The sequence below is a fragment of the Woronichinia naegeliana WA131 genome (assembly GCA_025370055.1).
GTDB lineage: Bacteria > Cyanobacteriota > Cyanobacteriia > Cyanobacteriales > Microcystaceae > Woronichinia > Woronichinia naegeliana.
Genome location: CP073041.1, coordinates 2334995 through 2360560 on the forward strand (window position 1 = coordinate 2334995; position 25566 = coordinate 2360560).

Sequence of the window (25566 nt, forward strand, 5' to 3'; positions counted from 1 at the left end):
TGCAAGGTTATGGCCTTTGGAGGCTCAAAGCCCATGCACGTCGTTGGAAAACTGGGGGTTGAAATTGGAAACTACTCTCTGAAGTCACCATTTTTCGCCTCCTGTGGCATCTAGGTTCGTTTTGTGGACTTTTTCAGCAGACCCTAAATAGGAACAGCGATGACGAAGGACTTGTGGTACATTGTCAGAATTCCAACTCGCACCAGTAATTTTAGGCACTGGTATCGTCTAGCTAGAAGCTACAAACGTTGCAATACGGGAGGTTCAAAAAATCAGGCGAATTTGGAGTAAGTCCTCCCAAGTTAACCCTTTTTCAATTATACCGAGAGCTACAGCAGGAACTTCTCTAGTAGTAAAATGGCTGCGAACAAAGTTATGAACCATCCAGAAAATATCTAGGACTCGCTGTAATCCCACAACAGATTTAGCATAAGTATTTGTACGACGACGAAAGGCGGCTAAATAGCGTCGGATAGCACTATTAAATGCCTCAACGTGGTTGGCATGGACGTCCTTTTCTTCTGGTTTTTCTGTTGTCTCTGGATGTTCTGGTTTCGGAGTTTCTACTTTCTCTAATTTACCCGCAGAATCTCGACGTTTACTACTCTTATTTTTTAGTCTTACCACAAGACCCTTCGGTAATACTTTGGTGGGACGACCTCGCTTTCCAGTCCTTAATACTTCGTGACAAATATCAAATAGCAGTTGACTATATCGCTTTTCTCCATCTGTAAATAACTGGAGAGATTCTGCACTCCTTTCAAATAATTCCGCTACCGTCATCATTGCTTCTAGAAATAATTTCTGCTCTTTTCGACCACATTTTAAATGCCAAATAAAGCGGCTAGCCCTGTCCATGAGCACGATTGTCCACCCCTCAGAGGCACTTGCTTCTTTATTTTTTCCAACTTTTGTGTATAGTTCATCCCCTTCTATTACTAATTTAACAAATTCATTCACTAAGGCGTATAAAAATAATGTCTCTTGTAATCCTGATAATTTCTTTTCCCAATTCAATATTGTTGTTTTCGCGTAGCCGAATACTCGGGCTGCTGCATTTAATCCTATTCCTTCCATTCTGGCTTTTAATACTTTTACAATTTCACTTAATGGGGTTTCTAAGCCAGCGATTACGCTATCATAAGTCTCAGCAAAACAAGAACTACATTCTTGACAAATGAACATTTTACGTTCCCCGTTACCTTTCGTTTGATAATGAGAATGTATTTTTACGTTTTCACTATAGCAATGAGGACAGTTTTTCTTGAATAAGGCATCCTCTTTCTCTTGGCACAAGCCAACATCATTCAGGATTTCCATAGAGCTTTTCTTTAATATTGACATTGTTTTCTGTTTCCTTCTTCTTTGATATAATGACAATAATAATAGTATAATAAAAACGGGACGATGTCTAGTCTTAAACTATTTTTCTATTTTCTCAAAGCCTTACACCATAACTTTTTCCAACTTTGATCAGACGATACCAGGTCCGGTAAAAGGGTAATAGCTTGACCAATCGCGCTGTAGTTAGCTGTGTCTGTTCCAACCCCGCCGTTGATAGTGTCATTGCCTGTACTACCAATTGTAGTGTCGTTGGATTGGATTTCGATGATGCCTCGAAGTTGAGCACTCGCACTTCCGTCATCCCATTGCCCAGGACTCACAAAGTTAATGTAAGCATAGTCTTGAGCACCAAAACCATCGTCTGGTTGTCCAGGACTCCAATTTGTATAGGTGACAGCTTCTCCATTTACCCATTTAAACTGTCCTTCAACAACTTCATCCGTCAAACCAATCCACAACTGTTCAGTACCACCAAAGCTATTAACAAGAAATTGATTTTCTGCCGCGTCGTTAACCGTTACTAAATTCCCCCCGAAACTTACGGCTTGGGCTTGGGCTTGTTTCCAAGTTCCTGCACTACTTAAAAGATAAGATTTACCGTTGTAGTTAAAAGTGGGTGAAGTTGAATTAATGTCCCCAAAAATTTGGTCATTACCGCCGCCACCATTGAGAGAATACCAGAAAAAAGATGATCCAATGATTATAGCGGTTTGGCAAAGATTTCCACAAACCATTTTTTGAGGCTAGGAAGGCGATTAATCCGTGCTTCAACCTTTTCCATCCCAGCCTTGCTCAGCTTCACTCCTGTCTCATAAACTTTTTCTATCAGTTTCACTACAGGATTTTGACCCCTGAATGTTAGCGTTTTAGCAAAATTAAGCACGGTTTCAACCAGGGCGAACGCATCTAAAAATGATACAGATACAAGAACATTATAGAGGGATGGATAAGGGAAAATAAGGAAAAGTGCATAGAAAACAAAAGCGATGAAACTCCGACCCAAATATAGACTGGTAGAACACTTTGCCGAAATAGATGACCCTCGCATCGAACGAACAAAACGGCATAAACTCATTGATATTCTAGAGATAGCCATAAAATAAATGATCCGATAGAATAGCAAAAGACAGTTTTAACAAAAAGGTAAATTGTATGCTGAAAAAATCAGTAACGGAAATCAGTGAAGACCTAAAATCGCTGTACATCGAAACAGCCAAAAAACTAAAAGGTAGCGACAGGAGACAATTCATGGCACAGGTTGTACAAGGTTTGGGAATAGGGGGACAAACCTTCGCAGAACGCGAATTAGGGTGGAATAGACGAACAATCCGCAAAGGAACAGAAGAATTAACGAGTGGTCAAGCATTCATAGATGGTCGCAGCCGTAGTGGGCGCAAAAAAAAAGAAACAAAATTACCGAATATCTTAGAAGATATAAAGTCGATAGTGGAGCCGAAAAGTCAAACAGACCCAAGTTTTAAAAGTACGCGATTATATACGAGAATAACAAGTGAAGAGGTGCGTAGGCAACTGATTGTACAATCAGGTTATCAAGAGGAAGAACTACCATCATCGGAAACAATCAGAAGAAAATTGAATGATTTGGGGTATAGCTTAAAAAGAGTATTAAAAAGCAAACCGAAAAAAAAGATAGCAGAAACGGAAGCTATTTTTGAACAAATCGAAAAAATCAACAGGGAAGCAGATGAAGACCCAAAGACATTGCGTATATCGCTAGATGGCAAGGTAGGGGTCAAAGTGGGAGAATTTGACAGGGGTGGAAAAACGCGGGTAAAAACAGAGGCATTCTTACCATGACTTTGGAGCAGAAGTTACTCTAATTCCTTACGGAATTTTTCTACCTGAACAGAATGAATTATCTTTATTTTTTGTGTCGTCCAAATTAACAGCAGATTGCATTGGTGACATATTAGAAAGTTGGTGGGAAAGTGTAAAGCATCGCTTTAGTCATATTGAGAAATTGGTGATAAATCAGGATAATGGACCTGAAAATCATTCGCGTCGTAGTCAATTCATGCGGCGTATGATTGATTTTACAGAATCGTCAAAGCTAGATAGGGCTTGCTGAAAAAAGCTGAAACCTTTACGGAGAAAAATAGTAGGCGAATTAAGAACCGCTAGAATGCACGAAAATAGGGTAGAATGCCTCAAAACCATTGCATTAAGAAGAGAGAAAGCAGATGTACCGAAAGCAACAGTACTCAATTGAAACACCAGAAAACTTGAAAAATCTGTTCGGCGGGCAGTTAGACGAAGAAAATCGTTGGATAGAAATGTCAAAAATGATTCTTTGGGAAGAATATGAGGAAGAATATGCAAAAAACTTCACAGAAAAAAAAGGAGCCCCAGCCAAATCATTTAGAATGGCATTAGGAGCATTAATTATCAAAGAAATTTCAGGAAAAAGTGACAGAGAAACAGTAGAACAAATAAAAGAGAACCCTTATTTACAGTACTTTATAGGAATGGAAAGCTATAGTAGCAAAGAAGCATTTAATGCGTCAATGATGGTTCATTTTCGTAAAAAAATAGGAATGGAATTAATAAATAAAATTAATAAAGAAATAGAAAAAAAAGCGACGGGTGTAGCGTCAGAAAAAAAAGAAAATGAAGGAAAGTTATTGTTAGATGCGACTTGTACACCAGCAGATATAAAATATCCAACGGATATAGGAATATTGAATGATGCCAGAGAAAAAACAGAAAAAATAATAGATAAGCTGTATGAAGAAATAAAAGAGAAAAGGAAAGAAAAGCCGAGGACTTATAGGGAAGTGGCAAGAAAAGAGTACTTAGCCATAGCAAAAAAACGTCGTGTGTCAAAAAAAGAAAGAAGAAAAGGAACAAAAAAACAACTAGGATATATAAAAAGAAACTTGTCTCATATAGAAAAAATGATAGAAGAGGGAGCAAAGTTAGAAAAACTAACGAAAAAAGAGCAAGAAGAGCTTGTAACGATAGGAAAAGTGTATGAGCAACAGTTAGAAATGTATGAAAAAAAGACAAATAAAGTAGAAAACAGAATTGTGAGTGTAAGCCAACCTCACGTGCGTCCAATAGTGCGTGGAAAAGCGGGAAAAGCAGTAGAGTTTGGAGCTAAAATATCGGCAAGTAATGTGAATGGCTTTGTCTTCTTAGACAAATTAAGTTGGGATAATTACAACGAATCGGGAGATTTACAAGCGCGAATAGAAGAATATAAAAGGGAAACAGGATGTTATCCGGAATCGGTTCATGTGGATAAAATCTATCGAACAAAAGCGAATCGAGCTTATTGTAAAGAAAGGGATATAAGAATGAGTGGTCCCCGATTGGGAAGACCGCCGAAAGAGGTGAGCAAAGAAAAAAAGAAAGAGGCACGCTCAGATGAAAGAGTGCGTAATGCCATTGAGGGTAAATTCGGACAGGGAAAGAGGAAATTTAGTCTTGGTCGAGTGATGGCCAAACTACCTGAGACCTCGGAAACGGTAATTGCGATGAACTTTTTGGTAATGAATCTTTCTACTCTACTTCAGAAGACAAAAAGTAAAAAGTTGTAGAGTCGTTTTTCTTGTGAAAAATGGTGTTAATTTTCCTCTCTTTTGTGAGGAGTGATTTGTGTTGACCTTTTTAGACAGAAAGGAACAATAGATTAAACAAAATCTGTATTTTGATTTGTTTCCATAAGGATAAGTTATCTATGCTTTTTCAGTCCATACTTCCCTAACCCACATTTCTTTCGTTTTTTGACTTTTTCAGCAAGCCCTACTTAAACGACGGAGCAAGCCCAAATTATCAGCCGCATTACCTTGACGCACTCGACTCGCATCCTCATTAAAAGTGACATCTAAAACCCAATGCAGACTATTTTCAATACTCCAGTGAGAACGAATCACATGGCTATGACGTTCGGCATCCGTAGGAAGACTGCTAATATAATAGCGAAACGGGGTACATCCCGGATAAAGTAGTACATAGAATCTGGGGTAAAATGGAAAAAAACTGATGAGCGAAAAAAGTATGTTACCGATTCCCCCAGAAGAAAAAGCACTGTTAAAACAGCATCTCACCGAATCAGCCCGTATCTTGCGCAAATATACGGAACCAGAGAAACAGAAGGACTTTGGAAGCATCGAAGTAGAAGTCAGAACCCAGATGTTAGAAATTGTGGGGCCAACAATGGGGGAGTTTTTTTTTCAGAAGGGGGAAAAAAACGGTCTGGAAACAAGCGAAAAATCAAAACCCTAGTCGGAGAAGTGGAAATAAGCCAAAAACAAGCCAGAAAACTAAAGGTGTCGCCAAAAATCGTCTTAAGTCCAGGTTTAGAGAAATGCTGTCTAAGAGCCAGTGCGAAAACATCCTACCAACAAGCAGAAGAAGATATAGAGGAGTTGATGGGGATAAAAGTAGGACATAGCAGTTTACATCGCTTGGTAGAACGGACAGAACTGCCCTTAGCTCAAGCTCAGTCAGAGAGTGCGGGGGTCAGTATAGATGGGGGAAAGATTTGTCTGCGGGGCGAGGAGAAGGAAGGGGGACAGTGGCGAGATTATAAACTGGTGAGTCTTCATGGCAATGTCTGTGAAGCCTTTTTCCAAGACCCAGAGGGCTTAAAGAATTGGAGCAATGTTCAACCTTTGTCCCCAATAGTGACCTTTTTGGGAGATGGTCATCCCGGAATCTGGAATGCGGTAGAGAGTTTCGCCACTCAATCGTGGCTGATACGACGAGAGGTGTTGGATTGGTATCATCTCAAGGAGAATCTGTTCAAAGTGGGTGGCTCTCTCAAACGGCTAGAAGCAGTGGAGCATTTACTGTGGCGGGGTTTTGTGAACAAGGCAATAGATGCGTTTGATGGAGTCAAAAGCAAGAGGGCAAAGAATTTTCAAGCCTATTTGACGAAGCATTATCAGCGTATCCCTGATTACCAATACTATCAACAGCTTGGTATTGTGATTGGTTCTGGTGATGTGGAGTCTAAGATTAAACAGGTGGGAGCTAGGGTTAAATTGTCGGGAGCACGTTGGCATCTTCATAATGTTTCTCGTATTCTTCGGCTACGATGTGCTTATCTCAATCACTCTCCTCTTTTGAGTGTCAATGTATTATCTTAAGTGGGATGCACCCAGCGAAACGTCTCTGTTGTTTTATGACCGAATTGAGTTTTACTTTTAACCATCACAACAGTTGCTATACTAAACACGGTCACAGGTTGCGAATTCTAAAAATAAGAGATAATATAATAAAAATAGAAAAATTAGTCAAGAGGCTGAGAAATGATTACAGCAATTCCAAATTCAAATGGTATAAATAGAGACAGAAAAACTTTGACCTATAGGAAGTTATGAATAAAGAGAAAAGTGTCTACTGATTTTGCAGAGAGAAAGATGGAAGTAAACGACCTAAGTTTTGACGGAATCGTTCACTGTTTAAACGAGGTCATTGGGAAGATAGATGACCCCCGTTCGGTTAGTAATGCAACGAAATATAGTCTAAGAGAGGCGATACTGGGGGCATTTGCCGCCTTTTTTATGCAAAATGAGTCATTTTTAGAGTACCAACGTCAGCTTAACAGCCGTTGTGGGCGAGATAATGCTCAGAGCTTGTTTGGACTAGAAAAAATACCAACAGTAGAACAGATTCGCAACATTGTGGATGGGGTAGCAGCGAGTAGGCTATTCCCTTTGTTTGGGTTAATTTACCAAGCATTGAGGAGCATGGGATTCTTGAAAGCCTATGAAATATTGAGGGGAAATCTTCTAGTAGCAATGGATGGGACAAATTACTACAGTTCGGAAAAAGTAAATTGTCCATGCTGTTCAACCAAAACGTCAAAACAGGGAAAAGTCACCTACTTCCATTACTGCATTATTGCCCGTGATTGTTTCCCCAGACCATGAATCAGTTTTTTCCTTACCCCCTGAATTTATCACCCCTCAAGACGGTTCTGAAAAGCAAGATTGTGAGCAAAATGCGGCGAAACGTTGGATAAGTAACCATGCTAGTTTGTTTGCGGGACAGAAGATAACTCTGCTAGGGGATGACTTGTACAGTCGTCAGCCCACTTGTCAGCACTGTCTCGACCACGATTTCAACTTTATCTTCGTCTGTTTACCGACTTCTCATCCCACACTCTATGAATGGTTAAACTATTTAGAAGCTAATGGAGAAGTCAAAACCACTCAACACCGACGTTGGAATGGGAAGTATTTCGAGATTTGGCACTGCCGTTATCTCAATCAGATTCCCCTGCGAGACCAACAGCCTGCTTTGTTGGTTAACTGGTGTGAGCTAAAAATCCACCGCGAATCCGATGCTCAACTTCTTTATCACAATAGTTGGATTACCAATCATTTTCTCACCCCTCACATCGTTCTTGATGTCTGTCGTGCTGGACGGACTCGTTGGCGTACTGAGAACGAGAATCACAATATTCTCAAAAATCGAGGCTATCACTTAGAGCATAATTTTGGGCATGGTAAACAACACCTCGCCTCTGTTTTGCTTACCCTGAATTTGCTGGCTTTTCTCTTGCACACGGTTTTAGGTTTGGTTGATGAACGTTACCAGAGAATTCGCGTCCAACGCGGCACTCGTAAGGGATTCTTTCAAGATATTCTCTCTTTGACCAAATATCTGTTCTTTGAAAGCTGGCATCATCTTTTAGATTTTATGCTTGATGACTCAGTTTCTCTCGCTGTCTCGAATTCTTCCTAGTTGATTAATTGGCAATTTTCATAGCAAAACCCTTGCCAGTAAATACATTGAGCCTTTTGTATCTTTGACTACATTCTGAATTTGGAATTGCTGGAAATGATTAAGTTAGAATTTACAGAAGAAGACAAAAGACTGTTGTCTTACGGTCGGTTTAATCACCCGCATCCTAGAGTGCAGCTAAAGATGGAAGTTTTATGGCTAAAAAGTCAGGGATTGTCTCATCAAAAAATTGCTCAATTCGCAGGAGTTTCAGTAAATACGGTGACAAGCTATATCCGTGATTATCAAGAGGGCGGGATAGAAAAACTAAAAGAAATAAAATTTAATCGCCCGAAAAGCGAGTTAACAGAGCATCAAGGGACAATTGAGGCATATTTTGAGTCAAATCCACCAGCAACAATAAATGAAGCAGTAAAAAGAATAGAAGAATTAACAGGAATAAAAAGAAGTCCGACGCAAGTCAGAAAATTTTTAAAGTCAATAGGAATGAGGTGTCTAAAGGTGGGAACAATTCCATCAAAAGCAGATGTAGAAGCTCAGGATAGCTATAGAGAAAAAGAGCTAGAACCAAGGCTAGAAGAGGCAAAAGCAGGAAAAAGGGCAGTTTTCTTTGTAGATGCCTCTCATTTTGTAATGGGAGCATTTGTAAATTTTATATGGTGCTTCAAGAGGATTTTTATTAAGTCACCATCAGGGAGAAAACGTTTTAATGTGTTAGGAGCATTAAATGCAATTACCCATGAAGTAATTATGGTAACGAACAGTTCTTATATTACGGGAACTCAGGTTTGTGAACTCCTAGAAAAGATAGCAGAATTAGGACTATTAATACCGATTACGTTGGTATTAGACAATGCTCGTTATCAAAAATGCCGAATTGTACAGGAGTTGGCAGAATCATTAGGAATAGAGTTACTGTACTTACCTCCTTATTCTCCTAACTTGAATTTAATTGAAAGACTGTGGAAGTTTGTGAAGAAGAAGTGTTTATACGCAAAATATTATGAAGATTTTACGCAGTTTTCTGCAGCAATTTCAGGATGTCTTGAGGATGCTAACGTAAAATATAAGGAGGAGCTTGATTCTCTGCTCACCTTACGATTTCAACGCTTTGATAAATCTCAGATTATGAACGTTTGAAGTATAAACCGACCCACTGATTTTGGCGATGCAATGCGGAAAGCTGATTGATTGACACTGTCCAGACTTGACGAGTTTCTAAACGGTAATGTCCTTTTTCTGTCTTCTCATGATAACTGTATTCAATTCCTTGCCAGTTCTGAGCGACCGCTTGTTTAAACCAATCCCTAACTTGTTTATTAAGTTTGCCCTGATTTCCTTTGAGAGCCAATACATAGTCACCTTCACCTTGCTTTATTTGTTTTGCGATTTCTGTCTGCGTTCCCATTGCATCTAGGGTTACTACTGCCCCCTTGATGTTAAGTAACTTCAGTAACAAGGGGACTGCTTTTATTTCATTAGATTTACTATCTACTTTCTTTTGCGCTAACATCAGTCCCCGCTCACTACTCCACGCACTTATGCTGTGTAACGCATTTAGTCCTTTTTCCCTATCATAAGAACCTCTTTTCGTTTTTCCATCTATCTGTATCAGCTCTATGTCCATTTTCTCCGTTAGACTGCTTATCCAGCTCAGAAAACTTTTTTCTAGTTCTTCTGTTTCCAACATTCCAAATACTCTTCCAAAGGTATCGTGAGAGGGAATTCCCTTTGGTAACTCTAGAAACATTTCTAGCCATTCTCGTTTGGCTTTGCCATAGGCTTCAATTGCTACGAAGCCATCTGCCCCTGACAATACTGCCAATATTCCTATGGTGACAATTGCTGTTAAGTTATGGTCTTGCCTTCTCCCTGTTCTCGGTTCTTTTAGGCACTGAAAATGTTTCAGTATGCTTCTTTTGATAATTTTGACTTCTTTTTCTTGTTGTGGGGTTAGAACTCTTGCGCCGAAGCCTTTTGCCATCTTTGACCTCACTCACTTACTTTTTTTAAATAATAGCCTTTTCTTCTCTTAGATGACTGCTTCTTTTTTACACTATATTTCTCTCTTTTTGTCTGTATTTTTTGTAACAAATAAGATGCGATTACCCTGGCCGTAGTCCCAGCCACAAATGGAGGTGTTGACCTACATAAAAGCTACTGTGACGACGTTTACTCGTTCTTTTCGATTCTGGTCTGACCACATATTTTTGAATTCCTTTTTCCTTGACCATTTGACCTTGTAGAATTGCACTCGTATGGGCAATCGCTGCCACAATTAATAGCTTTGATAGTCGTTCTGCCTCTAGATTTGTTCCCTCTAGATTATAGCCTCCAGACTTCAAATCCCTAAACATTTCCTCGATACCAAATCTTTTTTGATACGATTTAATTGCCTCCTCTAGGCTTCCTAAATTTGTCAAGATAAACCAAGGCTCTTTTGTCTTAAATCCGCCGTAGGTCTTTTTCCATTTACAGGCTAAATTAAATCCTCCAAATCCTTTCATTTTGGTAACGTTTACTTCGTTAAAAAATAGACTTGTTCCCGGGGATAATCCCAACGCTCTCATTTCTTGGTAAAGCTGCTCATCTTCCGACACATTTGTCGTCTTTTTCTGTCTCAAACAAAAGTATAGACCCTTCTTTCCTAGCCACTTTCCCAGTGTGACTGAACAGAATTCTCTGTCCCCTAATATCACTATTTTGTATTCTGAGAATAGGCTTATTGCCTTCTCTAATACCCTTTTTTGAGCCGTTAAATTACTATTTCCTTTTTTGTCTAAAAATTCCCAATATACTAGCACCGCTCTTTTCTCATAAATTAAGCTTACTGTCAGGATGTTTATTACACCCCAATTTGTTCTATCTATTGCTAGATATACACAACCATTTTTAACACATTTTTCTGGCTTCTTTATTAACTCTTTTACACAGGGAAACCAGATTTTCTCTATACTTAGGGCTTGCTGAAAAAAGCTGAGACCTTTACGGAGAAAAATAGTAGGCGAATTAAGAACCGCTAGAATGCACGAAAATAGGGTAGAATGCCTCAAAACCATTGCATTAAGAAGAGAGAAAGCAGATGTACCGAAAGCAACAGTACTCAATTGAAACACCAGAAAACTTGAAAAATCTGTTCGGCGGGCAGTTAGACGAAGAAAATCGTTGGATAGAAATGTCAAAAATGATTCCCTGGGAAGAATATGAGGAAGAATATGCAAAAAACTTCACAGAAAAAAAAGGAGCCCCAGCCAAATCATTTAGAATGGCATTAGGAGCATTAATTATCAAAGAAATTTCAGGAAAAAGTGACAGAGAAACAGTAGAACAAATAAAAGAGAACCCTTATTTACAGTACTTTATAGGAATGGAAAGCTATAGTAGCAAAGAAGCATTTAATGCGTCAATGATGGTTCATTTTCGTAAAAAAATAGGAATGGAATTAATAAATAAAATTAATAAAGAAATAGAAAAAAAAGCGACGGGTGTAGCGTCAGAAAAAAAAGAAAATGAAGGAAAGTTATTGTTAGATGCGACTTGTACACCAGCAGATATAAAATATCCAACGGATATAGGAATATTGAATGATGCCAGAGAAAAAACAGAAAAAATAATAGATAAGCTGTATGAAGAAATAAAAGAGAAAAGGAAAGAAAAGCCGAGGACTTATAGGGAAGTGGCAAGAAAAGAGTACTTAGCCATAGCAAAAAAACGTCGTGTGTCAAAAAAAGAAAGAAGAAAAGGAACAAAAAAACAACTAGGATATATAAAAAGAAACTTGTCTCATATAGAAAAAATGATAGAAGAGGGAGCAAAGTTAGAAAAACTAACGAAAAAAGAGCAAGAAGAGCTTGTAACGATAGGAAAAGTGTATGAGCAACAGTTAGAAATGTATGAAAAAAAGACAAATAAAGTAGAAAACAGAATTGTGAGTGTAAGCCAACCTCACGTGCGTCCAATAGTGCGTGGAAAAGCGGGAAAAGCAGTAGAGTTTGGAGCTAAAATATCGGCAAGTAATGTGAATGGCTTTGTCTTCTTAGACAAATTAAGTTGGGATAATTACAACGAATCGGGAGATTTACAAGCGCGAATAGAAGAATATAAAAGGGAAACAGGATGTTATCCGGAATCGGTTCATGTGGATAAAATCTATCGAACAAAAGCGAATCGAGCTTATTGTAAAGAAAGGGATATAAGAATGAGTGGTCCCCGATTGGGAAGACCGCCGAAAGAGGTGAGCAAAGAAAAAAAGAAAGAGGCACGCTCAGATGAAAGAGTGCGTAATGCCATTGAGGGTAAATTCGGACAGGGAAAGAGGAAATTTAGTCTTGGTCGAGTGATGGCCAAACTACCTGAGACCTCGGAAACGGTAATTGCGATGAACTTTTTGGTAATGAATCTTTCTACTCTACTTCAGAAGACAAAAAGTAAAAAGTTGTAGAGTCGTTTTTCTTGTGAAAAATGGTGTTAATTTTCCTCTCTTTTGTGAGGAGTGATTTGTGTTGACCTTTTTAGACAGAAAGGAACAATAGATTAAACAAAATCTGTATTTTGATTTGTTTCCATAAGGATAAGTTATCTATGCTTTTTCAGTCCATACTTCCCTAACCCACATTTCTTTCGTTTTTTGACTTTTTCAGCAAGCCCTACTTAGTTTTTCCAGATTTAAAAATCTCTGTATTTTTCTCCTTCTACTTTCCATTAAGATGGGAATTGGTAGAGCTTCCGCTATTCTTTCTAACCTCATATCTTGTAATATTTGCAAGCATCCTACTACTACAAATAGGAATAAGTATTCGGCTCGACTTAGATTCTCTTGTAGAGTGGCTTCATATTCTTTTGCTATCATGTTTTCCTTTTGGGGTTATTGTACTCTTTTATAGAGTATCTTGTCTTGTTTCTTTCTACTGTAATCCTTGCTACACAGGACTTTTACCCTACATTCCGCAGGTAAGTCAAGAGACAAAGTAGTACTTTTGACATGAAGAGCCAAGAAAGGAAAGAATATGTTTGTGTTTGGAGGTCAAATTAACGATAGTTTGAATGCCGTCAATCTCTAACCAACGGATAAACAGAAAAGACTGAAAGACCCAAAGCAGAGTGGGAATGGCGGTCGGTTTACCCTTTTGATTAGGAATAGTCTGATGGGCAAGAGCCAAAGCCTGTCGTAGGCGACGTTGTGCCAAAGTATAAACCAATAAAGAGACAACCATAATCATCATCAAAGCCATAATGCGTTGAGGATTCTTGAGAAAAAGAGCAGAGGCAAAAAAGAAAGGGTCTTTGAGAAAGCGAAAGCCGCGCTCGGTGTTTTGTTGAGCCTTATATTCAGCCAACATCTGGTCGGGACTCAAAACCTGAGAATCAAGAACATTAGTAGCTAAAATAAAACGTCCAGCCCGTTTAGATGCGACTTCCAAGCAAGAGGAATCAAGGCTTAATTGCCCAGTTAAGCGGTAATGAAAACCGAGAGGGGTAGCCCCTTGTTTCGGTCTTCCTCCCTTGGCATAGTAAGGAATAGTCTGAACCTCAACTTGACTGAGTTGATGATAAGTCAAGGTTTTTGGCCAGAGTTGAGCCTCAGTAAGAGCATCGGCCTCACAAGCAAAATTCTGTCCACAAAGTTTCTGCCATTCTTTTTTGACAACTTTATCGGCTTTCTCAATTTTTTGACTTATAGCTTTATTATCGGACTGGAGACGTTGAGCACTTTCGACCACAAGCCATCGTTGCTGTTCACCCCCATATTCCGAAGCCCTCACTTGCCAACGATAACCGTCCTGTTCACCCTGCTGCCATTGGTCTTCTGATATATTTGCCAAAGTCTCAGTGGCTTCTTTCAGAGGGACACGACTTAACCATTGAATTGACCTCGCCATGCCCACATTTTCCGCCGTATAAAAAGCTCCATCCATCACCGATAAACCTTCCATATTCAACCTTTCTTGACAGTCTTTGATTATCTGGGGAAACACCTTTTTATCCGATTCATTGCCATCTCCTAATTGCATAAAGAGAGGGACACCACCATCTCCACTACATATCATATTTAACATAAACTGTTTTAGGTCTGGTCGTTTATCTCTGGAATAACCAAATTTTATTTTTATGGCTTTTGTCTGCTCGTCTTCCTCATCTTCTATCCTTTCCTTATACTTCCCTTGTACAGACATTGAGGTTGAGTCTAAATGCTTTGACTTTTGTTCTATTCCAAAGATTGCTGCCGCTTTTAGGACTATTTTCGTGAACCGGTTTTTTACCCCCACTCCAAATACCTTATCCAATGACCTTCCTAGCTTGTCATCATTTAAATCTTCTGCTTTTATTCCTTCTCCTAATAGGTGTTCTAATGCTTTTCCTTTAAAAAACTCACTCAACAAATATAACGGAGCATTGATACATCCTAAGCAGTTTAATATCATTGCTTTTACTTTTTACTATTGTACCTACACTGAGCTTTTCTTGAGGATGAGTTCCCACTTCCTCATCGATAATTTCTACTAAACCCATTTCATCTATAATTCCCGCTACGATTCCTAAGTGGTCGAGGTCTTTAATAGGGTGCGACCTTTAGTTGATAAAAGCTGTTGTAATCAGGGTTCTACAGGGAACCCATATTGATCAAGTTTTGCCCAAAATTGACTCCATCGTTCCTTGGTCAATACCAAAGCTCGTAGGCTCAAAATAATTCCTGCTCCTTTTTCCTTCCATCGCATCCCTGAACAACATAATCGTTGTTTGACCAACGTCTTACAAGCTGCTTCCATAACACCTGAACCAATCGGATACTTTTTCTCTATGTATTCAGCATAATCCATTTGATGCTGATGATTCTCGTAATAAGTAATCGCCGCTTGTAGTTTCTCGGTAAGATTCTTAGAATGACTTTTTTCTTCTTTGACTTCTTTCATCAGATTTAGCAGTTCTCCTGCTTTTCCTTTTTCATGCTTGAGTTCTCGACAATTTTCAGTCAACCATTCTTTTTGTTTTGACACGGTATTCGGATGCAACGCTTCTGCCAAGGCACCTAAGTAACCAGAGGCATGATAGAAATCTAATATCTGTTCTTCCGTTTGCTTTTCTAAAAACTTCCAATTTGATTCTGCCCCGTCTGCTATCCCGACCAATGTTGCCTCTGGATAACGGTTTTTCGCTCGCTCAATTTCTCTTTCTAATCTTTCTAGAAAACTCTTTTTTCCATACTCTGGTGCCGCACCTAGATAGATTGTATGTTGACGTTCGCCTTCACTATCGTATAGGGAAACGGTTCCCACCATTGCTTCACGGTAGCCATCCTCACACATCAGCATACAGGTTCCATCTAATCCTATTCCCACTGTTGCAATTTGGCTATCCTCCTTGGGCGGGGCATAACTCCACGCTTCTTCTTTTGCCTGTACCACACTTCCTACTGCTTCACTCAATCTTTGGATATAGGATAGCGCTACTTTTCTACCATGATTTTCTAATAAATCATTTTTCACCTCTTTGCCTGCCATCCCTGACATTTTTGAGGATACCTGTTTTGCCAATAATGGCGTTGATGTTATGATTATCCTTGCTTCTCTTTCTAAGGGGCAATACGTTTTTCCTCAAAGGTGAACGCTGATATACATGACGATTCACTATAACCTCACCATAAGGTGTTTGATATTCTTTCGGTTGCTCTCCCTTACTCTTCCAGATTTCTTCACCGATTTTTAAGGGTGAACCATCTGTATCTAAATATTTCAAGGCTTCTTTGCTGGCGATGCAACCTACTTCGTTTAAGCCTTTTTGAATATTTATTTCTGTATCCAACATTGAACGACTGAGTTCTAATGTTAGTTCTATTTTTATCTTTGAACCCTCTACATTAATTAGTTTTGCTGTCATCATTGTTTCCTCTTTGTCACTTTTCATCCCATGTTAACACTTTTCTTTTCCTTCATCAACTAAAGGTCACACCCCTTTAATATTTAGGTTATTCATTTTTACTGTTGATTCTATCTAAGACAAGACTCCATTTTAGAACTTTATTGACATTTTTTATCCTTGCCCGAAATCAATGCACAAGTACCGATACTAGCTCGCGTGAACTAGTGCTCCTCTTCGACAACCTGCGGAATGTGGGTTTTACCTACTCTTGTCGCCCCACCAGTCTTCTGTTCCTTTGCGGATTGTTCGTCTATTCCACCCTAATTCGCGTTCTGCGAAGGTTTGTCCCCCTATTCCCAAACCTTGTACAACCTGTGCCATGAATTGTCTCCTGTCGCTACCTTTTAGTTTTTTGGCTGGTTTCGATGTACAGCGATTTGGTAATGTTCTAGACCAGTGGAGCGTATTTCTAGAACGTAGTCAGTCTATTCATTATGACTTATCTTATCCACAGCTTCAGAATAGTACTGAATAAAAAAGGGCAGCATTAACTACCCTAAGAATCATAAAAAGTATTGAAAGCAACAATCGACAATATTATCGATCAACAGACCCCATAATTACGTCAATACTTCCCAAAATTGCCATAATATCTGCAACTTTCATTCCTTTTAATAAATGGGGGAGAATCTGTAAATTGTTAAAATCAGGGGCGCGAATTTTAAAACGCCAGGGGAAGACATCATCATTACCAATAATAAAGACTCCTAACTCCCCTTTGCCGCTTTCTAAACGGACATAATGCTCACCCTTGGGAATTTTGAAGGTAGGCGCGACTTTTTTGGCAATGTATTGGTATTGGAAATCATTCCATTCCGATTTTTTACCTTCCTGTAAGCGTTTTGCCTCCAAATTTTCGTAGGGCCCGCCTGGAATACCCTTGAGAGCTTGATAAATAATCTTGATCGACTCGCGCATTTCCCGTATCCGAACTAAATAACGAGCATAACAATCTCCGGCTGTTTCATATTGAACATCCCAATCAAAGTCGTCATAGCATTCATAGCGATCGACCTTGCGTAAATCCCATTTCACCCCTGAGCCGCGTAACATTGGGCCCGATAGTCCCCAGTTGATCGCTTCATCTCTGGTGATGGTGCCAATTCCTTCTACTCGACGACGGAAAATGGGGTTATTGGTAATTAACTTTTCGTATTCATCTACTTTAGGTAGGAAATAATCACAGAAATCTTGGCATTTATCAATCCAACCGTAGGGTAAGTCCACGGATACCCCACCAATCCGAAAATAGTTGTTATTGATCAAGCGCATTCCTGAAGCAGCTTCCCACAGATCATAGATCATTTCCCGTTCACGGAAAATATAGAAGAATGGGGTTTGCGCTCCCACATCAGCCAAAAAGGGGCCAAGCCAGAGTAGGTGGTTGGCAATGCGATTCAATTCCAACATGATTACCCGAATATACTGGGCACGTTTGGGAACCTCAATATCCGCTAACTTTTCGGGTGCATTAACGGTGATCGCTTCATTGAACATTCCCGCCGCGTAATCCCAACGACTGACGTAGGGGACGTACATTATACTGGTGCGATTTTCCGCGATCTTTTCCATGCCCCGATGTAGATAACCAATGACAGGTTCACAGTCAACCACATCTTCCCCATCCAAGGTGACAATGAGACGCAAAACGCCGTGCATTGAGGGATGGTGAGGCCCCATGTTCAGGATCATGGGTTCGGTTCTGGTTTCAATTTTGGACATACTAAGGGCAATTACCGCCTCAAGGACTTTCGACTTACCACACAGATCATAGAATATGCTCAGACCTTAAGCAAGGTTAGGCTCGGAGAGTACTGTTCTGAATCTATGGATTAAGTTAAGTCATAATGAATAGACTGACTACGTTCTAGAAATACGATCCGCTGGTCTAGAACATCACCTCTTTTTTCTGGCTTTATTGCTGTTATGTTATCAACGCTTCCTCACACCTCTAGTCTTAACCTGAGTCAAATTCGTCTAGAAATTCGGGCAATGCAAGCTCGCTTAAGTCAATGGCGACGACAGTTCCATCAATATCCTGAATTGGGTTTTCAAGAACATCTGACCGCAGACTTCATTTCCCAGAGATTAACGGAGATGGGAATTACTCATCAAACAGGAGTTGCTCAGACGGGGATTGTCGCCATGATTGAGAGTGATTTTCCGGGGCCTGTTTTAGCGATTCGTGCTGATATCGATGCCTTACCTGTTACTGAAAAAAATGACGTTCCCTATCGTTCTCAGCATTTAGGTCGGATGCACGCTTGTGGCCATGATGGCCATGCCGCGATCGCCCTGGGCACAGCCCAATATCTCTGCCAACACCGTCAAGACTTTAAGGGAACCGTTAAAATTCTCTTTCAACCGGCGGAAGAAGGGCCAGGGGGAGCCAAACCGATGATTGAAGCAGGCGTGCTTAAAAATCCTGATGTGGATGCAATTATCGGACTCCATCTTTGGAATAACTTGCCCGTTGGCACTGTGGGAGTGCGTTCTGGGGCACTCATGGCCGCCGTAGAATGCTTTCAATGTACTTTACTCGGTCGGGGAGGTCATGGAGCCATGCCCCATCAAACTGTTGACACCATCGTTCTTGCCGCTCAGATCGTTAATGTACTGCAAACCATTGTCGCCCGCAATGTTAACCCCATTGATTCTGCCGTTGTCACCATTGGTGAACTGCAAGCGGGTACGGCTCAAAACGTCATTGCGGATACGGCTAGAATGCGGGGAACCGTCCGTTATTTCAATCCTCAATTTGAAGGCTTTTTCCCAGCCAGAATGGAAGCCATTATTAAAGGTCTTTGTGAGGCCCAGGGCGCAAGTTATGAATTTGACTATTGTCGCTTGTATCCTCCCGTTATCAATGATCCCAACATGGCAGCGTTAGTCCGTTCTGTCGCGATCGATGTCCTAGAAACGCCTGCCGGTATTGTTCCTGAATGTCACACAATGGGAGGTGAAGATATGTCCTTTTTCCTCCAAGAAGTACCTGGTTGTTATTTCTTTCTTGGTTCTGCTAATGCTGCGAAGGGATTAGATTATCCGCACCATCATCCTTGTTTTGATTTCGATGAAAGTGTTCTAAGCATGGGCGTTGAACTGTTTGTACGCTGTGTTGAAAAATTCCTTGGTTAAGGATTAGGAATATGTGTATTAATCTCCTCGGTCGTGTTCTAAACCTGTGGAAAAGAGTAATAATAAATAAATGTAAATCTTAAAATTGGTGTGCCATGCTATTCAAAGCAATTGTTTGCCCAAGTTGTCAAAGTACGGATATTGTGAAACACGGCCCCTCTGGGGAGGGGAAAGAGCGTTACAGATGTCGTAATACAGAATGTAAGCGTTGCACATTTATCTTAAACTATACTTAGGGCTTGCTGAAAAAAGCTGAAACCTTTACGGAGAAAAATAGTAGGCGAATTAAGAACCGCTAGAATGCACGAAAATAGGGTAGAATGCCTCAAAACCATTGCATTAAGAAGAGAGAAAGCAGATGTACCGAAAGCAACAGTACTCAATTGAAACACCAGAAAACTTGAAAAATCTGTTCGGCGGGCAGTTAGACGAAGAAAATCGTTGGATAGAAATGTCAAAAATGATTCTTTGGGAAGAATATGAGGAAGAATATGCAAAAAACTTCACAGAAAAAAAAGGAGCCCCAGCCAAATCATTTAGAATGGCATTAGGAGCATTAATTATCAAAGAAATTTCAGGAAAAAGTGACAGAGAAACAGTAGAACAAATAAAAGAGAACCCTTATTTACAGTACTTTATAGGAATGGAAAGCTATAGTAGCAAAGAAGCATTTAATGCGTCAATGATGGTTCATTTTCGTAAAAAAATAGGAATGGAATTAATAAATAAAATTAATAAAGAAATAGAAAAAAAAGCGACGGGTGTAGCGTCAGAAAAAAAAGAAAATGAAGGAAAGTTATTGTTAGATGCGACTTGTACACCAGCAGATATAAAATATCCAACGGATATAGGAATATTGAATGATGCCAGAGAAAAAACAGAAAAAATAATAGATAAGCTGTATGAAGAAATAAAAGAGAAAAGGAAAGAAAAGCCGAGGACTTATAGGGAAGTGGCAAGAAAAGAGTACTTAGCCATAGCAAAAAAACGTCGTGTGTCAAAAAAAGAAAGAAGAAAAGGAACAAAAAAACAACTAGGATATATAAAAAGAAACTTGTCTCATATAGAAAAAATGATAGAAGAGGGAGCAAAGTTAGAAAAACTAACGAAAAAAGAGCAAGAAGAGCTTGTAACGATAGGAAAAGTGTATGAGCAACAGTTAGAAATGTATGAAAAAAAGACAAATAAAGTAGAAAACAGAATTGTGAGTGTAAGCCAACCTCACGTGCGTCCAATAGTGCGTGGAAAAGCGGGAAAAGCAGTAGAGTTTGGAGCTAAAATATCGGCAAGTAATGTGAATGGCTTTGTCTTCTTAGACAAATTAAGTTGGGATAATTACAACGAATCGGGAGATTTACAAGCGCGAATAGAAGAATATAAAAGGGAAACAGGATGTTATCCGGAATCGGTTCATGTGGATAAAATCTATCGAACAAAAGCGAATCGAGCTTATTGTAAAGAAAGGGATATAAGAATGAGTGGTCCCCGATTGGGAAGACCGCCGAAAGAGGTGAGCAAAGAAAAAAAGAAAGAGGCACGCTCAGATGAAAGAGTGCGTAATGCCATTGAGGGTAAATTCGGACAGGGAAAGAGGAAATTTAGTCTTGGTCGAGTGATGGCCAAACTACCTGAGACCTCGGAAACGGTAATTGCGATGAACTTTTTGGTAATGAATCTTTCTACTCTACTTCAGAAGACAAAAAGTAAAAAGTTGTAGAGTCGTTTTTCTTGTGAAAAATGGTGTTAATTTTCCTCTCTTTTGTGAGGAGTGATTTGTGTTGACCTTTTTAGACAGAAAGGAACAATAGATTAAACAAAATCTGTATTTTGATTTGTTTCCATAAGGATAAGTTATCTATGCTTTTTCAGTCCATACTTCCCTAACCCACATTTCTTTCGTTTTTTGACTTTTTCAGCAAGCCCTAAGTATAATACTCAAAAAATCGAACGAAAGCACTTGACATTGAGAACTCGAATAAAGAGATTAGCGAGAAAAACGATTTGTTTCTCCAAATCTATTGTGATGCACGATATTGTCCTTGGATTATTTATCAATCGCTTTGAATTTGGATGTCTTATTTAGATGTGCTTCCACAGATTCAGAACACTACCCTCTGTTTGACTGGACCTGAGATTATTGCCGCTTACGGTCTCCGATTTAAGATTGAAGTCACTTTTCGTCAATTAATCCATCTTTTGGGCGGCTTTGCCTATCGTTTTTGGCTTAAGGCTCTTCCTACTTTACCGACCTGGCCTAGCAATCTTATCCTCCCTGACTATCCCCAAACTGTTCAGACTCAGATTTTAAACAAAGTAGAAGCCTTTGAGCGTTTTGTTAATCTTCATGTCATTGTTCTCGGCTTACTTCAAATTCTTTCCTTAGAGTTACCCCAGGGGATTTGGGCTAATTTCCCTCGCTGGTTTCGGACTCTACCCTCCCATGGCTATCCTAGTGAACGCATTGCTCAACTAGCCATCCAACATCAAGCCCCAATGATTTTTCCTCAAAGTCCACCTAGTCTGCTTTTGCCTAAATTCCTTGCCGCTAAACTTGACCCTTTTCCAAGTCCTGATAGACTTACTTTGGCCGCATAGTCATTACCTTCTCTGCCATCCATAAACTTCCCACTGTCCAGTGAATAATTTGTTGCCAAATTTCCATTGGAACAAGAACATCGGTTGTTTTGCCCTCTGAGTTGGTGACGTAACGGATGAAATTTAGAGATTGTGCGATCGCCATCAGTTTATTTGTGGTAATGATCTGAATTTTACGATCATAGAACATTTCTCTGAGAACCGCGATCGCCTTTTTTCTTAAATTACTCATGGGGACTGCGATCGCCTTTTTTCCTAGATTACTCATGGGAAATGCGATCGCCTTTTTTCCTATCTTACTATTTAGGTCAGCGATCGCCATTTTTCCTAGATTACTCGTCGGGACTGCGATCGCCTTTTATTCCTAGATTATTTGTCGGGACTGCGATCGCCATTTTTCCTAAATTACTCGTCAGGACAGCGATCGCCTTTTATTCCTGATTTCTATTTTCTCAACTTTTGTAATATATTAAATTTTTATTTGCCAACTATTCAGAATAAAATGGAGCAATTAAAGGAATTAAATTATGGCGATCGCGGCGATAAATTAGAAAATCTTGATCTAAAGTAAAAACTGCACTGTTAACCCATTTTTCTGACATTCTGACCAAACAAGCATCAGCAAAAGACATCGGCACCGACTCATAACGCTTCATCAATAATCTCAAATTCACCACTTCTTTTTGCAAATTAAAATCAATGGCGATCGCCTGAGCTTCAATCAACTCAAAAATTCCCCTTTGAATATGAGGAGAATCGCGCAATAGAAAACAAGCCTCTGAAATAACTGCATCACAGGTTAAGACGGGTAAATTTACCTGAGACCATTGTGCGATCGCCCATTGATGAAATTGATCTGATTTTCTAAAATAGGCAACCAGGGGGCCAGTATCGAGAATGACAGTTTGTTTCATGCCTGACCGTAGCCTTCCATATATTTAGGATTTGTCGAAAGATCGGCTGGGCCATCCTCCATAATTCCAGCCCATTTATTCAGAACATCACGAGCAGAGATACTTTCTTTTTCTATATTGTTGGGGATCATCTCAGTCGATTCCGTACCTGATTTTGAGGCTAGAAACTCAATAAAATCTAAGACCTCTTGCTGTTTTTGTTGAGGTAAATATTGCATTTTCTGCATTGCAATTTCCAGAACAGTCATAAATCACTCCTGTGTATTAATAAAAATGAATATGATTTAGAGATTACGCGATCGCAAAATCGCCATCAGTTTGTTTGTGGTAATGACCTGAATTTTCTTATCATAGAAGAACATTTCTTAGAAAACCGCGATCGCTTTTCTTTAACATCCGATTTTTATAGAGTATAATTAAATCTACAAGCAATGATAATAATATCATCAGATGTAATGCCATAGATTAATCTATGCTCTGAGGTAATTCGTCTTGACCAATAGCCTGATAAGTTGGCTTTTAATAATTCGGGTTTGCCAATACCTTCGGTTGGATTTCTGAGTATATCTTTAATTAATAGGTTGACCCGTTTCAATAACTTTTGGTCGTTATCTTGCAACCAAAGATAATCGTCCCAGGCTACCTCTGTAAAAGTAACTTTCATAATTCAATAAGTTCTTTTACAACAATTTTATCTGAGTTGGCTTGTTCAATAGATTGTCGTAAATGTTCCGCATTAGCAGGGTTTGATAATAAATAGAGGGTTTCTTGCCAAGCATTAAATTCATCTAAAGATAGTAAAACAGCTTGTTTTCCCTGGTCATTGCAAACAATGGTAGGTTCAGCATTAAGAATGACTCTTTCAATTAATTCATCAAGTTGGTGTTTGGCTTGATTACTGGTAATGGCTTCCATAGGGAGTACTCGGTCAAATTGGCTAGTTTACAGGGGAAAATTAGAATGCTTTCGGGTTTTAACGTTTATACGATCATAGCGAGTCTCTTCGCTTTTTGCTTAAGGGCGATCGCTTTTTATTCCTGTATATGGTTCGGCGATCGCTGATTTGTCCACTAGTTTTAATAATCGAGACTTTGACATCGCTGATTTACGTTAGCATTTCGAGAATTTAAGCTTGTGCTTTATAGTGGAGATGTTACAATAGTGTCAATTGAGTCAGAGAGGTTCGTATTATGTCGCAGGTCGTTACTCAACAACAATCAACAATTTTAGACGATTTACAATTGCTTAATTTGGAAGATCAGCAAAAGGTTTTAGATTTTATTCATTTTTTAACGAGTAAATATCAAGCGAAAACTATTGAAAGCTTGTTAGATCAACCGAGAGAAATTTCCTTTTATGAAGCAACAAAAGCGTTTGCGGGCAGTCTTGATTGGGGGTCTGGAGATTTGGCAACAAATAAGCAATATTTGCAAGGTTTGGGAGAATAATGAGAAAAAATATCGTTATTGATACTGGGGTTTTAGTTGCCTATTTGAATCGTCGTGAGCAATGGCATGATTGGGCTAAAATTCAGTTAGCTCAGATTCAGTCGCCATTATTAACTTGTGAAGCTGTAATTGTAGAAACTTGTTTTTTGTTAAAAAATTGCTATGGAGCTAAAGATTTGATTTTTGCTTTGATCAAATCGGGCAATTTGGTTATAATTTTTAGTCTGGAAAAGGAAATTTCTCAAATTGAGTTCTTAATGAAACGGTATGAAAATGTACCTATGTCGTTGGCGGATGCTTGCTTGGTGAGGATGAGTGAGTTAATTTTAGGAAGTTGTATATTAACTTTGGATAGTGATTTTCAGATTTATCGCAAAAATAATGATCAGGTTATTGACTTAATTACTATCGTATAAGTCGTCCTAAACCGCGATCGCCTTTTATTCCCGTATCTCGTTAAGCGATCGCCATTAATTTACAAGAATTATTCCTCAGGTTTGTTGATAGCCGCTTGAATTTCGCTGATACTAACATCAGCTTGATCTGACTTTGCATAAATCAATAAAAGTAAAATTAGTTGGTGAGAAACAACTTGATAGATCACTCGATAACCACCACTTTTACCGATGGGAATATCGCTGTTTTTTGCTCTAACTTTAAAAATGGCGGAATCTAAACCAGAAATTTGATCCCCAACGAAGTTACCCATCTGTAACTGTTCAATAATGGGTTGAATATCTGATTGAATTTTTCGGTAGCGTTTAGTTAAGGCTTTTAAACGGCGTAAGAAAGGTAACGTAAAACGCACTTCAATCATTTAGTGTTTAACCTCTTCCCATAATTGAGAAATAGGAAAAGTTTCAGCTTTTGCTCCTAACTCTAATGATTCTTGCAGATCAGCTAATACTTGAGTATTGGGTTCTTGCTCATCAATCCAAGCTAAACCACTGGACTCATCTGTATTAATCGCATGAATAATTTGTTGCCAAACCTCCATTGGAACAAGAACATCGGTTGTTTTGCCTTCTGCATTGGTGACGTAACGGATGGAATTTAGAGATTGTGCGATCGCCATCAGTTTGTTTGTGGTAATGATCTGAATTTTATGATCATAGAACATTTCTCTGAGAACTGCGATCGCCATCTTTTCTAGATTACTCATGGGGACAGCGATCGCCTTTTTTCCTAGATTACTTGTCAGGAATGCGATCGCCGTTTATTCCTGATTGTTATCCCGTTAGGTGATCGCCAATGATAGAACATTTCTCTGAGAACTGCGATCGCCATCTTTTCTAGATTACTCATGGGGACAGCGATCGCCTTTTTTCCTAGATTACTTGTCAGGAATGCGATCACTGGTTGTCATTTTTGTCTTTGTTTAAGGGGAGATCACTCATTTGTCCATTATTGTTTTTTACTCTTTTTGCTAAAATTTAGCTAACTGATTTATAATTAGTGTGTAAGACATTCCCTAAGAAACAAATGAGAGCTAG

27 protein-coding genes and 7 pseudogenes are annotated in these 25566 nt (G+C 39.2%); 16 read left to right on the plus strand and 18 right to left on the minus strand.

What is annotated here, in order from left to right; translation table 11 throughout:
• Positions 1 to 264: 264 nt before the first annotated feature.
• The 3 genes from KA717_11960 to KA717_11970 all read right to left on the minus strand — a co-directional run bounded on the left by KA717_11960 (position 265) and on the right by KA717_11970 (position 2179).
• Positions 265 to 1344 carry an IS1 family transposase gene (locus tag KA717_11960; protein UXE63289.1) on the minus strand — a complete coding sequence of 360 codons (1080 nt, stop codon included), beginning with the start codon at positions 1342 to 1344 and terminating at the stop codon, positions 265 to 267.
• Positions 1345 to 1430: 86 nt separating this feature from the next.
• Positions 1431 to 2078 (minus strand): hypothetical protein, encoded by a 648-nt coding sequence (locus tag KA717_11965; protein UXE63290.1) that lies wholly within the window; start codon positions 2076 to 2078, stop codon positions 1431 to 1433.
• The gene (locus KA717_11970; GenBank protein UXE63291.1) at positions 2045 to 2179 is read right to left on the minus strand and encodes a hypothetical protein; all 135 of its coding nucleotides are present in this window, start codon (positions 2177 to 2179) and stop codon (positions 2045 to 2047) included. The genes KA717_11965 and KA717_11970 overlap by 34 nt, the downstream gene beginning before the upstream one ends.
• 151 nt (positions 2180 to 2330) lie before the next feature.
• Here KA717_11970 and KA717_11975 point away from each other — a divergent pair, with 151 nt between their 5' ends.
• From KA717_11975 to KA717_11985, 3 genes and pseudogenes are all read left to right on the plus strand, one after another.
• The gene (locus KA717_11975) at positions 2331 to 2447 is read left to right on the plus strand and encodes a transposase family protein (protein UXE63292.1); all 117 of its coding nucleotides are present in this window, start codon (positions 2331 to 2333) and stop codon (positions 2445 to 2447) included.
• Positions 2448 to 2496: 49 nt separating this feature from the next.
• A complete protein-coding gene (locus KA717_11980; GenBank protein ID UXE63293.1) occupies positions 2497 to 3162 on the plus strand; it encodes a hypothetical protein in 666 nt (221 codons plus the stop codon).
• 383 nt (positions 3163 to 3545) lie between these two features.
• Positions 3546 to 4883: pseudogene (locus tag KA717_11985) on the plus strand (IS5 family transposase).
• A 228-nt stretch (positions 4884 to 5111) separates the two neighbouring features.
• Here the strand turns inward: KA717_11985 and KA717_11990 are convergent.
• Positions 5112 to 5288, minus strand: a pseudogene (locus KA717_11990) (ISAs1 family transposase).
• 61 nt (positions 5289 to 5349) lie between these two features.
• Between KA717_11990 and KA717_11995 the strand changes: the two are divergent.
• The 5 genes from KA717_11995 (at position 5350) to KA717_12015 (ending at position 9201) form a co-directional block, all read left to right on the plus strand.
• Positions 5350 to 5592, plus strand: coding sequence for a hypothetical protein (locus KA717_11995; GenBank protein ID UXE64947.1), 243 nt, complete (start codon positions 5350 to 5352; stop codon positions 5590 to 5592).
• Positions 5580 to 6458, plus strand: a complete 879-nt coding sequence (locus KA717_12000) for an ISKra4 family transposase (GenBank protein UXE64637.1) — start codon at positions 5580 to 5582, stop codon at positions 6456 to 6458. Before KA717_11995 ends, KA717_12000 begins: the two co-directional genes overlap by 13 nt.
• Before the next feature lie 246 nt (positions 6459 to 6704).
• A complete protein-coding gene (locus KA717_12005; protein UXE63294.1) occupies positions 6705 to 7244 on the plus strand; it encodes a hypothetical protein in 540 nt (179 codons plus the stop codon).
• A complete protein-coding gene (locus KA717_12010; protein UXE63295.1) occupies positions 7216 to 8061 on the plus strand; it encodes a hypothetical protein in 846 nt (281 codons plus the stop codon). Before KA717_12005 ends, KA717_12010 begins: the two co-directional genes overlap by 29 nt.
• A gap of 96 nt (positions 8062 to 8157) precedes the next feature.
• Positions 8158 to 9201 (plus strand): IS630 family transposase, encoded by a 1044-nt coding sequence (locus KA717_12015; protein ID UXE63296.1) that lies wholly within the window; start codon positions 8158 to 8160, stop codon positions 9199 to 9201.
• Here the strand turns inward: KA717_12015 and KA717_12020 are convergent.
• Positions 9188 to 10045: an ISAs1 family transposase gene (locus KA717_12020; GenBank protein UXE63297.1), complete on the minus strand. Its 858-nt coding sequence runs from the start codon at positions 10043 to 10045 to the stop codon at positions 9188 to 9190. The genes KA717_12015 and KA717_12020 overlap by 14 nt on opposite strands.
• 121 nt (positions 10046 to 10166) lie before the next feature.
• Complete coding sequence (locus KA717_12025) at positions 10167 to 11168, minus strand: IS4 family transposase (GenBank protein ID UXE63298.1); 1002 nt, start codon at positions 11166 to 11168, stop codon at positions 10167 to 10169.
• Here KA717_12025 and KA717_12030 point away from each other — a divergent pair.
• Positions 11144 to 12481, plus strand: a pseudogene (locus tag KA717_12030) (IS5 family transposase). The gene KA717_12025 and the pseudogene KA717_12030 overlap by 25 nt on opposite strands.
• A 535-nt stretch (positions 12482 to 13016) precedes the next feature.
• On the opposite strand, the gene KA717_12035 reads toward KA717_12030, so the two are convergent.
• The 4 genes and pseudogenes from KA717_12035 to KA717_12050 all read right to left on the minus strand — a co-directional run bounded on the left by KA717_12035 (position 13017) and on the right by KA717_12050 (position 17700).
• The gene (locus tag KA717_12035) at positions 13017 to 14438 is read right to left on the minus strand and encodes an IS1634 family transposase (protein UXE63299.1); all 1422 of its coding nucleotides are present in this window, start codon (positions 14436 to 14438) and stop codon (positions 13017 to 13019) included.
• 216 nt (positions 14439 to 14654) lie between these two features.
• A pseudogene (locus KA717_12040) lies at positions 14655 to 15936 on the minus strand (ISKra4 family transposase).
• Between the two features lie 264 nt (positions 15937 to 16200).
• Positions 16201 to 16344, minus strand: a pseudogene (locus KA717_12045) (ISAzo13 family transposase).
• A gap of 171 nt (positions 16345 to 16515) precedes the next feature.
• A complete protein-coding gene (locus tag KA717_12050; protein ID UXE63300.1) occupies positions 16516 to 17700 on the minus strand; it encodes an NAD(P)H-quinone oxidoreductase subunit H in 1185 nt (394 codons plus the stop codon).
• 204 nt (positions 17701 to 17904) lie between these two features.
• On the opposite strand from KA717_12050, the gene KA717_12055 reads away from it, so the two are divergent.
• The 4 genes and pseudogenes from KA717_12055 (at position 17905) to KA717_12070 (ending at position 21711) form a co-directional block, all read left to right on the plus strand.
• The gene (locus tag KA717_12055) at positions 17905 to 19116 is read left to right on the plus strand and encodes a M20 family metallopeptidase (GenBank protein UXE63301.1); all 1212 of its coding nucleotides are present in this window, start codon (positions 17905 to 17907) and stop codon (positions 19114 to 19116) included.
• Positions 19117 to 19474: 358 nt separating this feature from the next.
• A pseudogene (locus KA717_12060) lies at positions 19475 to 20812 on the plus strand (IS5 family transposase).
• Between the two features lie 237 nt (positions 20813 to 21049).
• Positions 21050 to 21199: pseudogene (locus KA717_12065) on the plus strand (IS1 family transposase).
• Positions 21187 to 21711, plus strand: a complete 525-nt coding sequence (locus tag KA717_12070; protein UXE63302.1) for a hypothetical protein — start codon at positions 21187 to 21189, stop codon at positions 21709 to 21711. Before KA717_12065 ends, KA717_12070 begins: the two are co-directional and overlap by 13 nt.
• On the opposite strand, the gene KA717_12075 is transcribed toward KA717_12070, so the two are convergent.
• Positions 21695 to 21979: a hypothetical protein gene (locus KA717_12075; GenBank protein ID UXE63303.1), complete on the minus strand. Its 285-nt coding sequence runs from the start codon at positions 21977 to 21979 to the stop codon at positions 21695 to 21697. The genes KA717_12070 and KA717_12075 overlap by 17 nt on opposite strands.
• 5 nt (positions 21980 to 21984) lie before the next feature.
• On the opposite strand from KA717_12075, the gene KA717_12080 reads away from it, so the two are divergent.
• On the plus strand, positions 21985 to 22152 hold the full coding sequence (locus tag KA717_12080) for a hypothetical protein (GenBank protein ID UXE63304.1): 168 nt from the start codon (positions 21985 to 21987) through the stop codon (positions 22150 to 22152).
• Positions 22153 to 22199: 47 nt separating this feature from the next.
• On the opposite strand, the gene KA717_12085 is transcribed toward KA717_12080, so the two are convergent.
• From KA717_12085 to KA717_12100, 4 genes are all read right to left on the minus strand, one after another.
• The gene (locus tag KA717_12085) at positions 22200 to 22625 is read right to left on the minus strand and encodes a pilus assembly protein (GenBank protein UXE63305.1); all 426 of its coding nucleotides are present in this window, start codon (positions 22623 to 22625) and stop codon (positions 22200 to 22202) included.
• A complete protein-coding gene (locus tag KA717_12090) occupies positions 22622 to 22873 on the minus strand; it encodes a DUF2281 domain-containing protein (GenBank protein UXE63306.1) in 252 nt (83 codons plus the stop codon). Before KA717_12090 ends, KA717_12085 begins: the two co-directional genes overlap by 4 nt.
• Before the next feature lie 155 nt (positions 22874 to 23028).
• Positions 23029 to 23289, minus strand: coding sequence for a Txe/YoeB family addiction module toxin (locus KA717_12095; protein ID UXE63307.1), 261 nt, complete (start codon positions 23287 to 23289; stop codon positions 23029 to 23031).
• The gene (locus tag KA717_12100) at positions 23286 to 23540 is read right to left on the minus strand and encodes a type II toxin-antitoxin system prevent-host-death family antitoxin (protein UXE63308.1); all 255 of its coding nucleotides are present in this window, start codon (positions 23538 to 23540) and stop codon (positions 23286 to 23288) included. Before KA717_12100 ends, KA717_12095 begins: the two co-directional genes overlap by 4 nt.
• A gap of 275 nt (positions 23541 to 23815) precedes the next feature.
• Here KA717_12100 and KA717_12105 point away from each other — a divergent pair, with 275 nt between their 5' ends.
• Together KA717_12105 and KA717_12110 are read left to right on the plus strand one after the other, a co-directional pair.
• On the plus strand, positions 23816 to 24073 hold the full coding sequence (locus KA717_12105; protein UXE63309.1) for a hypothetical protein: 258 nt from the start codon (positions 23816 to 23818) through the stop codon (positions 24071 to 24073).
• The gene (locus KA717_12110) at positions 24073 to 24489 is read left to right on the plus strand and encodes a PIN domain-containing protein (GenBank protein ID UXE63310.1); all 417 of its coding nucleotides are present in this window, start codon (positions 24073 to 24075) and stop codon (positions 24487 to 24489) included. Before KA717_12105 ends, KA717_12110 begins: the two co-directional genes overlap by 1 nt.
• Positions 24490 to 24557: 68 nt before the next feature.
• Here KA717_12110 and KA717_12115 read toward each other — a convergent pair whose 3' ends face one another.
• Genes KA717_12115 through KA717_12125 form a run of 3 tightly spaced genes read right to left on the minus strand, consistent with a single transcriptional unit; the run spans position 24558 to position 25429 of the window.
• Positions 24558 to 24890: a type II toxin-antitoxin system RelE/ParE family toxin gene (locus KA717_12115; protein UXE63311.1), complete on the minus strand. Its 333-nt coding sequence runs from the start codon at positions 24888 to 24890 to the stop codon at positions 24558 to 24560.
• Positions 24891 to 25235, minus strand: coding sequence for a hypothetical protein (locus KA717_12120; protein UXE63312.1), 345 nt, complete (start codon positions 25233 to 25235; stop codon positions 24891 to 24893). It abuts the gene before it with no gap.
• A gap of 35 nt (positions 25236 to 25270) precedes the next feature.
• Positions 25271 to 25429 (minus strand): hypothetical protein, encoded by a 159-nt coding sequence (locus tag KA717_12125; GenBank protein UXE63313.1) that lies wholly within the window; start codon positions 25427 to 25429, stop codon positions 25271 to 25273.
• Positions 25430 to 25566: the final 137 nt, after the last annotated feature.

Coding starts and splice junctions, on each gene's coding strand:
- KA717_11965 (UXE63290.1), bottom strand. CDS start 2,078: ATGGTTTGTGGAAATCTTTGCCAAACCGCTATAATCATTGGATCATCT.
- KA717_12080 (UXE63304.1), top strand. CDS start 21,985: ATGCGATCGCCTTTTTTCCTATCTTACTATTTAGGTCAGCGATCGCCA.
- KA717_11980 (UXE63293.1), top strand. CDS start 2,497: ATGCTGAAAAAATCAGTAACGGAAATCAGTGAAGACCTAAAATCGCTG.
- KA717_12090 (UXE63306.1), bottom strand. CDS start 22,873: ATGACTGTTCTGGAAATTGCAATGCAGAAAATGCAATATTTACCTCAA.
- KA717_12115 (UXE63311.1), bottom strand. CDS start 24,890: ATGATTGAAGTGCGTTTTACGTTACCTTTCTTACGCCGTTTAAAAGCC.
- KA717_12050 (UXE63300.1), bottom strand. CDS start 17,700: ATGTCCAAAATTGAAACCAGAACCGAACCCATGATCCTGAACATGGGG.
- KA717_12055 (UXE63301.1), top strand. CDS start 17,905: ATGTTATCAACGCTTCCTCACACCTCTAGTCTTAACCTGAGTCAAATT.
- KA717_12095 (UXE63307.1), bottom strand. CDS start 23,289: ATGAAAGTTACTTTTACAGAGGTAGCCTGGGACGATTATCTTTGGTTG.
- KA717_12100 (UXE63308.1), bottom strand. CDS start 23,540: ATGGAAGCCATTACCAGTAATCAAGCCAAACACCAACTTGATGAATTA.
- KA717_11995 (UXE64947.1), top strand. CDS start 5,350: ATGAGCGAAAAAAGTATGTTACCGATTCCCCCAGAAGAAAAAGCACTG.
- KA717_11975 (UXE63292.1), top strand. CDS start 2,331: ATGAAACTCCGACCCAAATATAGACTGGTAGAACACTTTGCCGAAATA.
- KA717_12070 (UXE63302.1), top strand. CDS start 21,187: ATGTCTTATTTAGATGTGCTTCCACAGATTCAGAACACTACCCTCTGT.
- KA717_12020 (UXE63297.1), bottom strand. CDS start 10,045: ATGGCAAAAGGCTTCGGCGCAAGAGTTCTAACCCCACAACAAGAAAAA.
- KA717_12085 (UXE63305.1), bottom strand. CDS start 22,625: ATGAAACAAACTGTCATTCTCGATACTGGCCCCCTGGTTGCCTATTTT.
- KA717_12120 (UXE63312.1), bottom strand. CDS start 25,235: ATGAGTAATCTAGAAAAGATGGCGATCGCAGTTCTCAGAGAAATGTTC.
- KA717_11960 (UXE63289.1), bottom strand. CDS start 1,344: ATGTCAATATTAAAGAAAAGCTCTATGGAAATCCTGAATGATGTTGGC.
- KA717_12105 (UXE63309.1), top strand. CDS start 23,816: ATGTCGCAGGTCGTTACTCAACAACAATCAACAATTTTAGACGATTTA.
- KA717_12075 (UXE63303.1), bottom strand. CDS start 21,979: ATGAGTAATCTAGGAAAAAAGGCGATCGCAGTCCCCATGAGTAATTTA.
- KA717_12015 (UXE63296.1), top strand. CDS start 8,158: ATGATTAAGTTAGAATTTACAGAAGAAGACAAAAGACTGTTGTCTTAC.
- KA717_12110 (UXE63310.1), top strand. CDS start 24,073: ATGAGAAAAAATATCGTTATTGATACTGGGGTTTTAGTTGCCTATTTG.